9 protein-coding genes are annotated in these 8,597 nt (G+C 63.3%); 7 read left to right on the top strand and 2 right to left on the bottom strand.

Annotation, left to right across the window (positions count from 1 at the left end; all coding sequences use genetic code 11):
• Together hrpB and EN749_RS24265 are read right to left on the bottom strand one after the other, a co-directional pair.
• On the bottom strand, positions 1-1,513 hold a 1,513-nt coding region (gene hrpB, locus EN749_RS24270; RefSeq protein WP_128364117.1), incomplete at its 3' end, for an ATP-dependent helicase HrpB.
• 47 nt (positions 1,514-1,560) lie between these two features.
• Complete coding sequence (locus tag EN749_RS24265; RefSeq protein WP_127397038.1) at positions 1,561-2,451, bottom strand: DMT family transporter; 891 nt, start codon at positions 2,449-2,451, stop codon at positions 1,561-1,563.
• Between the two features lie 28 nt (positions 2,452-2,479).
• On the opposite strand from EN749_RS24265, the gene EN749_RS24260 reads away from it, so the two are divergent.
• From EN749_RS24260 to EN749_RS24230, 7 genes are all read left to right on the top strand, one after another.
• A complete protein-coding gene (locus EN749_RS24260; protein WP_127273168.1) occupies positions 2,480-3,169 on the top strand; it encodes a PIG-L deacetylase family protein in 690 nt (229 codons plus the stop codon).
• A 277-nt stretch (positions 3,170-3,446) separates the two neighbouring features.
• A complete protein-coding gene (locus EN749_RS24255) occupies positions 3,447-4,778 on the top strand; it encodes an ABC transporter substrate-binding protein (protein WP_027039732.1) in 1,332 nt (443 codons plus the stop codon).
• 126 nt (positions 4,779-4,904) lie between these two features.
• Positions 4,905-5,852: a sugar ABC transporter permease gene (locus EN749_RS24250; protein WP_128364116.1), complete on the top strand. Its 948-nt coding sequence runs from the start codon at positions 4,905-4,907 to the stop codon at positions 5,850-5,852.
• Complete coding sequence (locus EN749_RS24245) at positions 5,849-6,799, top strand: carbohydrate ABC transporter permease (RefSeq protein WP_013528079.1); 951 nt, start codon at positions 5,849-5,851, stop codon at positions 6,797-6,799. Before EN749_RS24250 ends, EN749_RS24245 begins: the two co-directional genes overlap by 4 nt.
• On the top strand, positions 6,796-7,002 hold the full coding sequence (locus tag EN749_RS24240) for a hypothetical protein (protein WP_127320730.1): 207 nt from the start codon (positions 6,796-6,798) through the stop codon (positions 7,000-7,002). Before EN749_RS24245 ends, EN749_RS24240 begins: the two co-directional genes overlap by 4 nt.
• A gap of 2 nt (positions 7,003-7,004) precedes the next feature.
• Positions 7,005-8,117: an ABC transporter ATP-binding protein gene (locus tag EN749_RS24235; RefSeq protein ID WP_127398595.1), complete on the top strand. Its 1,113-nt coding sequence runs from the start codon at positions 7,005-7,007 to the stop codon at positions 8,115-8,117.
• Positions 8,110-8,597 (top strand): ABC transporter ATP-binding protein (locus EN749_RS24230; protein ID WP_145990986.1); only part of this gene is annotated, 488 nt, incomplete at its 3' end. The genes EN749_RS24235 and EN749_RS24230, both read left to right, overlap by 8 nt.

Raw genomic sequence — 8,597 nt, 5'->3', positions numbered from 1 at the left:
GGGGACCGGCTGCCGCAGCTTCGCTGCCCTTCGCCTCGCCAGCCTGCCTCGCCAGCCGTTCGGCGAGCTGCTTGGCGGCTGTAGCGCGTGGCGATTTTTCCCCGCGAAAACGCATCAGCCGCCGCTCCAGATCGGCGCCGTCGCCACCAAGGCCGCGTTCGGTGAGCAGCACGGCAAGCATCGCCGCCTCGAAGGCATGGCCGCTGCCGGCTGCCTCGGCAACCATGTGCGCCAACCGCACCGGCAGGGCGAGCTTGCGCATCGCTGCACCCGCGTCCGTCAGGCGCCCCGTGTCGTCGATGGCATCCAGCGCGCGTAGTAGCCCCCTTGCCTCATTAAGGGCCGGAACAGGCGGCGGATCGAGAAAAGCGAGCCCTGCCGGATCGGCAACGCCGAAGGCAGCGCAATCGAGCAGCAGTCCGGACAGATCGGCCTCAAGGATTTCCGGCGGCGTGAAGGCGGGGAGTGCAGCCGTCTGCTCGGCCCGCCACAACCGGATGGCGACGCCTGGCTGCGTGCGCCCGGCACGGCCGGCGCGCTGGTCGGCGGAAGCCCTGCTGACGCGCACGGTCTCCAACCGGGTGAGGCCGCTGGCCGGCTCATAGTGCGGCAGCCGCGACAGGCCCGAATCGATGACAACGCGCACGCCGTCGATGGTGATCGAGGTTTCGGCGATCGAGGTGGCCAGCACCACCTTGCGGCGGCCGGCCGGCTGCGGCTTGATCGCCGCGTCCTGCGCCTTGCCGTCGAGCATGCCGTAGAGCGGGACGATGTCGGTATCGGTGCCGACCTTGCCGGCCAGCCGTTCGGCGGTGCGCTCGATCTCGCGCTGGCCGGGCAGGAAAGCAAGCACGCTGCCGCTTTCGTCGGCGAGGGCGGCGCGGATCGCCTTTGCCATGGCGTCCTCGATGGCGATGCCGGCCGGCCTTTCGTCATAGCGGATTTCGACGGGAAAGGCGCGGCCCTCGCTCTCGATCACCGGCGCGCCCGACATGAGTTTGGCGACACGCGCGCCGTCGAGCGTCGCCGACATCACTGCCAAGCGCAGATCCGGCCTGAGCGCCCCTTGCACGTCGAGCGCCAGCGCGAGACCGAAATCGCCGTCAAGCGAGCGCTCGTGGAATTCGTCGAAGATGACAGCCGAAACACCGGGCAGTTCGGGATCGTCGAGGATCATGCGCGCCAGCACGCCTTCGGTGACGACCACGATCCTGGTCTTTGCCGAAATGCGGTTTTCCATGCGCATGGCATAGCCGACGGTGGCGCCAGGTTCCTCACCAAGCAATTCAGCCATCCGGCGGGCGGCGGCGCGGGCGGCGAGCCGGCGCGGTTCAAGCAGGATGATCTTGCCGGCGCCGAGCCAAGGCGCGTCAAGCAGCGCCAGCGGCACCAGCGTCGTCTTGCCGGCGCCCGGCGGCGCCACCAGCACGGCGCTGTTGCCATGGCCCAGCGCTTCCCTCAGCGCCGGCAGCACGGCGGATACAGGAAGCTCCGGCAGGGGTTTTGTGGTCATGGCGCCCGCATATCAGCGGTTACGGCCAAGGCGCAACCAGAGTCGGTTTAAAGCCGGGTGCGCGAAAACGGGTTCCAGCGCACGGTGCCCAGCCGCGCTTCCTCACGAACCATGGTCAAAAGGCCGGCGCCGCCAACGACCGCCAGGCCAACCAGCGACAGCCCGTCCGGATATTCCTGGAAGAACAACGCGCCGAGGATCACCGCCCAGGCGATCTGCGAATAATGCGTCGGCGCGACGCGGTTGGCGGGCGCGTATTTCATGGCCAGCAGCTGCAGGAATTGTCCACCCGCGGTGAAGGCACCGGCCATTGCCAGCCACAGCAACTGCTTTCCGCTGGGAACAGTGAAGGCGGTGGCGGCGGCACCGATGCCGTTGAACAGCAGGCCGCAACCGACCAGCACGCCGAGCATGGTGGTGCGCTTTTCCTGCTGCGCCAGCGAGCGCATCAGGATGACGCTGGTGGCCGCGAGGAAAGCAACGCCGAAGGCGGCAAGATGGCCGAGATTGAGTTCGCGAAAGCCAGGCCGCACCACCAGCATGACGCCGGCAAAACCGGCGACCACCGCCAGCCAGCGCCAGGGGCCGACCTTCTCCTTGAGGATCACCGTGGAGAGAATGGTGACGCAGAGCGGCGCCAGGAAGATCAGCGCATAGGACTCGGCCAGAGGAATGGTGGTGAAGGCGTAGACGCTGAGCACGCCGGAAGCGATGCCCGCCCAGGCGCGCGCCTGCACCGCCCATGGTCTTTTGGTGCGCCAGAAATCGCGCCAGCGTTCGCCCGCAGGTCGCGTGAAGAATAGGAAGAAGCCCGCGAACAAAGTTATGAAAAAGCCGATCTCGAAGATCGTGAGTTGACCGCCCAGGCTTTTGACAACGGCATCGCTGCCCGAATAGCTTGCGTAGGCGATCAGGGCGAGCAGGATTCCGTTCGTCACGTTGTTCCAGTTCCGGGGAGAGAGTGATTTGAAAATCCTGGCGCTCGGTGCCCATCCGGACGACATCGAGATCTTCATGTTCGGTACGATGGCCGCCTATGCCGCGCAAGGCGCAGAGCTCACTTTTGCCATGGCCACGGATGGTGCCAGGGGCGGCACGAGTGATCCCGCTGTTCTCGCTCGTGTCCGTCGCGATGAAGCAACGGCCGCGGCTGCGCTGGTAGGCGCAATGCCACGCTTCCTCGACTTTCCGGACGGCGAGTTGGTGGCCGATGCAGCGCTGATCGGAGCTCTGAAAGCACTGATTGGTCAAACCGGCCCGGATCTGGTGATCACGCATGCGCCCAACGACTATCATGCCGACCATCGCGCGCTGTCGGACGGCGTGCGCATCGCGGCGTCTTTCGCCGTCCCGGTGCTGCATGCCGACACGATGGGCGGCACCGGTTTTTCGCCGACGCACTATGTCGACATTTCCGCCCATGCCGACGTCAAGGCCGAAGCGATCCGAATGCATCAGTCGCAGGATCCCGACCGCTTCGTCGACATCGCGCGGACACAGAACGCCTTTCGCGCCGGCCAGTGCAACGGCGCGCAAGGCTCCTCGGCCGAAGCCTTCCGCTTCGAACCGTCGTTCCCGTTTGCCGATATCCGTATGCTGCTGCCGCCGGCACCGCCGATCCGGAAGGTGATGGTGAGCACCAGAAGGGTCGGTTGAGAAGCCGAGGCGACCCCACGTCCTGGTCACAATCGGCCTGAACAGCTTCGGTAAGCCGACCAGCGAGCCGCGCTTCTCCAACGTTTTCAGACATCGCGATAAGCATGCTGCGGCGCAGCAACGAATTCGCTTGCTTTGTTTAGTAAAAATTGCATCACTAAACAAATTACTAAACATCCGCAGCGTAACCGCGCAGCCATGTTTGGGCCCCTGAGGAGAGGGGTTGAGGGCTTTTTGAAACCGTCATCCGGGCGCGTTTCGCAAATGGGAGGAAGTCATGAAATCGAGCTTGAAACTGGCGTTGGGACTGACCTCGGCGATCACAGCGTCGACAGCCGTCTCGAACGTCGCGCACGCTGAAGACCTGACGCTGTGCTGGGCCGCCTGGGACCCGGCCAACGCGCTTGTCGAACTGTCCAAGGATTTTACCAAGGAAACCGGCATCGGCATGAAATTCGAGTTCGTGCCATGGACCAACTATGCCGACCGTTTCCTCAACGAGCTGAACTCGCACGGCAAATTGTGCGACCTGATCATCGGCGACAGCCAGTGGATCGGCGGCGCTGCCGAGAACGGCCATTACGTCAAGCTGAACGACTTCTTCGACAAGGAGAAGATCAGCATGGACGATTTCGTGCCGGCAACCGTCGTCGGCTATTCGGAATGGCCGAAGAACACGCCGAACTACTGGGCGCTGCCGGCCATGGGCGACGTCGTCGGCTGGACCTATCGCAAGGACTGGTTCTCCAAGCCGGAACTGCAGAAGGAATTCAAGGAGAAGTACGGTTGGGATCTCGGCCCGCCGACCACTTTCGACCAGTTGAAGCAGGTCGCCGAGTTCTTCCAGAAGCGTGAGATCGACGGCAAGACCGTCTACGGCGCCTCGATCTACACCGAGCGCGGCTCTGAAGGCATCACCATGGGCGCCATGGACGTGCTCTACAGCTATGGCTTCCAGTACGAAAACCCCAAAAAGCCCTACGAGATGGAAGGCTTCGTCAACTCCGACAAGTCGGTGAAGGGGCTGGAGTTCTACAAGGCGCTCTATGATTGCTGCACGCCTCCGGGTGCCTCGAACAGCTATATGGGCGAAGGCGTCGATGCCTTCAAATCCGGCCAGGTGGCGATGCACATGAACTTCGCCTTCACGTGGCCGGGCCTGCAGAAGGACGAGAATGTCGGCGGCGACAAGATCGGCTACTTCGTCAACCCGAAGGGGCCTGACGGCGAGCAGTTCGCCCAGCTCGGCGGCCAGGGCATCTCCGTGGTGTCCTATTCCGACAAGCAGGAAGCGGCGCTGAAATACATCAAATGGTTCGCCAACAAGGACGTGCAGGCCAAATGGTGGTCGCTCGGCGGTTATTCCTGCCTCAACGCGGTGGTCAAGGATCCGGGCTTCCCGGCCAGCCAGCCCTACGCGCAGACCTTCCTCGACTCGATGGCCATCGTGAAGGACTTCTGGGCCGAGCCGAGCTACGCCCCGCTGCTGCAGGCCTCGCAGAAGCGTTTCCACGACTATGTCGTCGCCGGCCAAGGTTCGGCCAAGGATGCGCTGGACGGCCTGGTCAAGGACTGGACGCAGGTCTTCCAGGACGACGGTAAGATGTAACTGGGGCAAGATGTAACCCGGCTCCTCCCGAGCTCGACCCATGCGTCCCGTGCCGCCCTTGGCACGGGACGCAGTTCAGATAAATTCCATGACAGAGACGACCAAGTGACCGAAGCAGGACTCACCATGCTCAATCGGACCGCGGAGAACGTTGCCCGGGCGACGCCGGAACCGTTGGCCCGCAAGGTCCGGGGCATCAGCGACAAGGGCCTCGCCTGGCTGTTCATCTCGCCGACGATCCTGTTGCTGCTGGCCATCAACATCTTCCCGCTGTTCTGGGCGATCTATCTGTCGTTCACCAACTACCGCGCCAACCGCCCGAACGAGGTGGTGAAGAACCTCGGCTTTGCCAACTACCAGCGCATCCTCGGCGACAAGGATATCTGGATCGCCATGCAGACGACGGCGCATTTCGTGTTCTGGACCATCCTGCTGCAGACGCTGATCGGCTTCACCCTGGCCTGGCTGATCGACAGGAAGTTCCGCGGCCACGCCTTCTGGACGACGCTGATCCTGGTGCCCATGATGCTGTCGCCGGCGGTGGTCGGTAATTTCTGGCGCTTCCTCTACGAGCTGCAGATCGGCCTGTTCGCCTACGCGATTTCCTTCGTCACGAGGATTCCGCCGACCGATATCCAGATGCTCTCCAACGTGTCGCTGGCGCCCTGGTCGATCATCATCGTCGACACCTGGATGTGGACACCCTACGTGATGCTGATCTGCCTCGCGGGCCTACGCTCCATCCCCGAATACATCTACGAGGCGGCCGAGGTCGACCGCGCCTCCAACTGGCGGCAATTCTGGTCGATCACGCTGCCGATGGCGCTGCCCTTCATCATGCTGGCTGTGCTGTTTCGCGGCATCGAGAACTTCAAGATGTTCGACATGGTCAATCTGTTGACCGGCGGCGGGCCGGGCTCGACCACCGAGGTCGCCTCGATAACGCTGAAGCGGCAGGCTTTCGAAAGCTGGCGCACCGGCTATTCCTCGGCCTTCGCAATCATTCTTTTCGTGGCGGTGTTCGGCCTCGCCAACATCTACGTCAAGGCGCTCAACAAGGTGAAGCAGAGATGAGCCTGACCACAGCCCATTCGGTCGTCGCACCCAGCAGCAACTCGAAACGGATCGCCGGCACGATCATCGTACTTTACGCACTGATCTCGATCGTGCCGCTGCTGTGGATCTTCGCCACCAGCTTCAAAACGCCGCCGGATTCGATCGCCTATCCGCCCAAGATCCTGTTCCAGCCAAGCCTTGAGGGCTACTGCAATCTGTTCACGACGCGGACCCGGCAGACGCCGGAATACATCAACTCGCTGGGCCCGGCGACAGGCTTCTGCGACGAGACCACGCGCAAGCGCAACATGGTGATCGCCGGCCCGTCCAACTTCCTGCCGCGCTTCGTCAATTCGCTGATCATCGCCTTCGGCTCGACTTTCTGCGCCGTCTTCCTCGGCACGCTGTCGGCCTACGGCTTCTCACGCTTCAAGGTGCCGCTCGCCGACGACCTTTTGTTCTTCATCCTGTCGACGCGCTTCATGCCGCCGATCGCCGTCGCCATTCCGATCTATCTGATGTACCGCGAGCTTGGCCTGTCGGACACGGCGCTCGGCATGATCCTGCTCTACACGGCGGTCAATGTTTCGCTGGCGGTGTGGCTGCTGAAAGGCTTCATCGACGAAATCCCGCGCGAGTACGAAGAGGCGGCGATGATCGACGGCTATACACGGCTGCAGGCCTTCTGGCGCACCGTGCTGCCGCAAGCGACGACCGGCATTGCAGCGACCGCGATCTTCTGCCTGATCTTCGCCTGGAACGAGTATGCGTTCGCGGCACTCCTGACCTCGGGCACCGCGCAGACCGCGCCGCCCTTCATCCCAACCATCATCGGCGAAGGCGGCCAGGACTGGCCGGCGGTCGCGGCCGGCACGACGATCTTCCTGGTGCCGATCCTGGTCTTCACCATTCTGCTCCGCAAGCAATTGCTGCGCGGCATCACCTTCGGCGCGGTGCGCAAATGAGCATGACCAAGCCTCAGAAACGCAAGTCGCGCTGGCCGGTCTGGGCCAGGCGCGGGCTGATGGAAAACATCGCCACGGCGCTGATCGCCATCGGCTTCCTGATGCTGTTCCAGCCCTTCGCGCTGTCGCTCTACACCTACTCCTTCATCACCATGCTCGCCGGCACCGTGATGTTCATCATCGTCTCGAAATTCCCGGAATAATCATGGCCGAAATCCGCGTCCAGCACCTGAGAAAGGCCTTCGGCGATTTCGTTGCCGTGCAGGATTCCAACTTCGTCGTCGAGGATGGCGAGTTCTTCGTCATGCTCGGGCCGTCGGGCTGTGGCAAGACGACGACCTTGCGCATGATCGCCGGGCTCGAACTGCCGACCGGCGGCCAGATCCTGCTCGGCGGCGACGACGTCACCATGCTGCGGGCACGCGAGCGCGACATCGCCTTCGTCTTCCAGCTGTTCGCGCTCTATCCGCACATGAACGTGCGCAAGAACATCGGCTTCCCGCTGTTGGCGCAAGGCATGCCTTCGGCCGAGATCCGCACCCGTGTCGAGGAAACAGCAAAACTGCTGCGCATCGATCACCTGCTCAACAAATCCGTCTCCGGACTTGCCGGTGGTGACCGCCAGCGGGTCGCGCTCGGCCGCGCCATCGTGCGGCGGCCAAAATGCTTCCTGATGGATGAGCCGCTCGGCACGCTCGACACCGAATTCCGCGATTTGATGGTCCATGAACTGCGCGAACTGCACAACCGCATCCGTGCCACGACGGTCTATGTCACGCACGACCAGATGGAAGCGATGTCGATGGCCGACAAGATCGCCGTGATGAACCATGGCGTCATCGAACAGTTCGGAAGCCCACGCGAAATCTACGACCGCCCGGCAACCATGTTCGTCGCCGACTTCATTGGCTCGCCGCCGATGAACTTTTTGGGATTTGGCGGCGGGGTCGCCAAGGGCGCCAGGGAGATCATCGTGCAAGGTGCGAAGGTCGCGGTGCCGGAGGTACGAGAGGACATCGCACCCAGCGACATGGCCCTTGGCATCCGCCCGGAGCACATACGCTTCGACGACGCCTCCAAGCTGCGCGGCGCCATCTACGGCACCGAATATCTCGGCACCACGCAGATCGTCGCGGTCGAAACGGCGGACGGTATCATCAAGGCACGCGTGCCGGCCGAAATCCGGCTGTCCACCGGCGACCATGTCGGCCTGACGCTGAGCAGCGCGCGGCTGTCGCTGTTCGAGAAGGGATCGGGCCGCGCAGTGAGAACCGCGATCCACGATGTCGCCTCGGAGCGGAGGACCCAGCATGGCTGAGGTGCACATCAAGAACGCGACCAAGAGTTTCGGCGATCATGCCGCCGTCAACGGCCTCGACCTGCACATAGCAGATGGCGAATTCGTCGTGCTGCTCGGGCCGACCGGGGCCGGTAAGACAACGACGCTGCGGCTCATCGCCGGGTTGGAACGGCCGGATACCGGCACGATCGAGATCGGTGGACACAACGCCACGACGCTGTCGCCGGCCGAGCGTGACACCGCCTTCGTCTTCCAGCAGTATTCGCTCTATCCGCATCTGTCGGTATTCGACAACCTCGCCTTCCCGCTGCGCTCGCCGGCGCGGAAAATGCCGGAGGACCAGATCCGCCGCCGGGTCGAGGAGGTGGCGAAGATGGTGCGCATCCATCACAAGCTCGCCAATCGCTCGACCAAGCTTTCGGGCGGCGAAATGCAGCGCGTTGCCATCGGTCGCGCGCTGGTGCGCAAGCCTTCGATCTATCTGATGGACGAGCCGCT

This window comes from Mesorhizobium sp. M7A.F.Ca.ET.027.02.1.1 (genome assembly GCF_004022985.1).
Lineage (GTDB): Bacteria > Pseudomonadota > Alphaproteobacteria > Rhizobiales > Rhizobiaceae > Mesorhizobium.
Note: the sequence above shows the minus strand (reverse complement) of the source record. Positions and strands in the feature narration are given on the sequence as shown.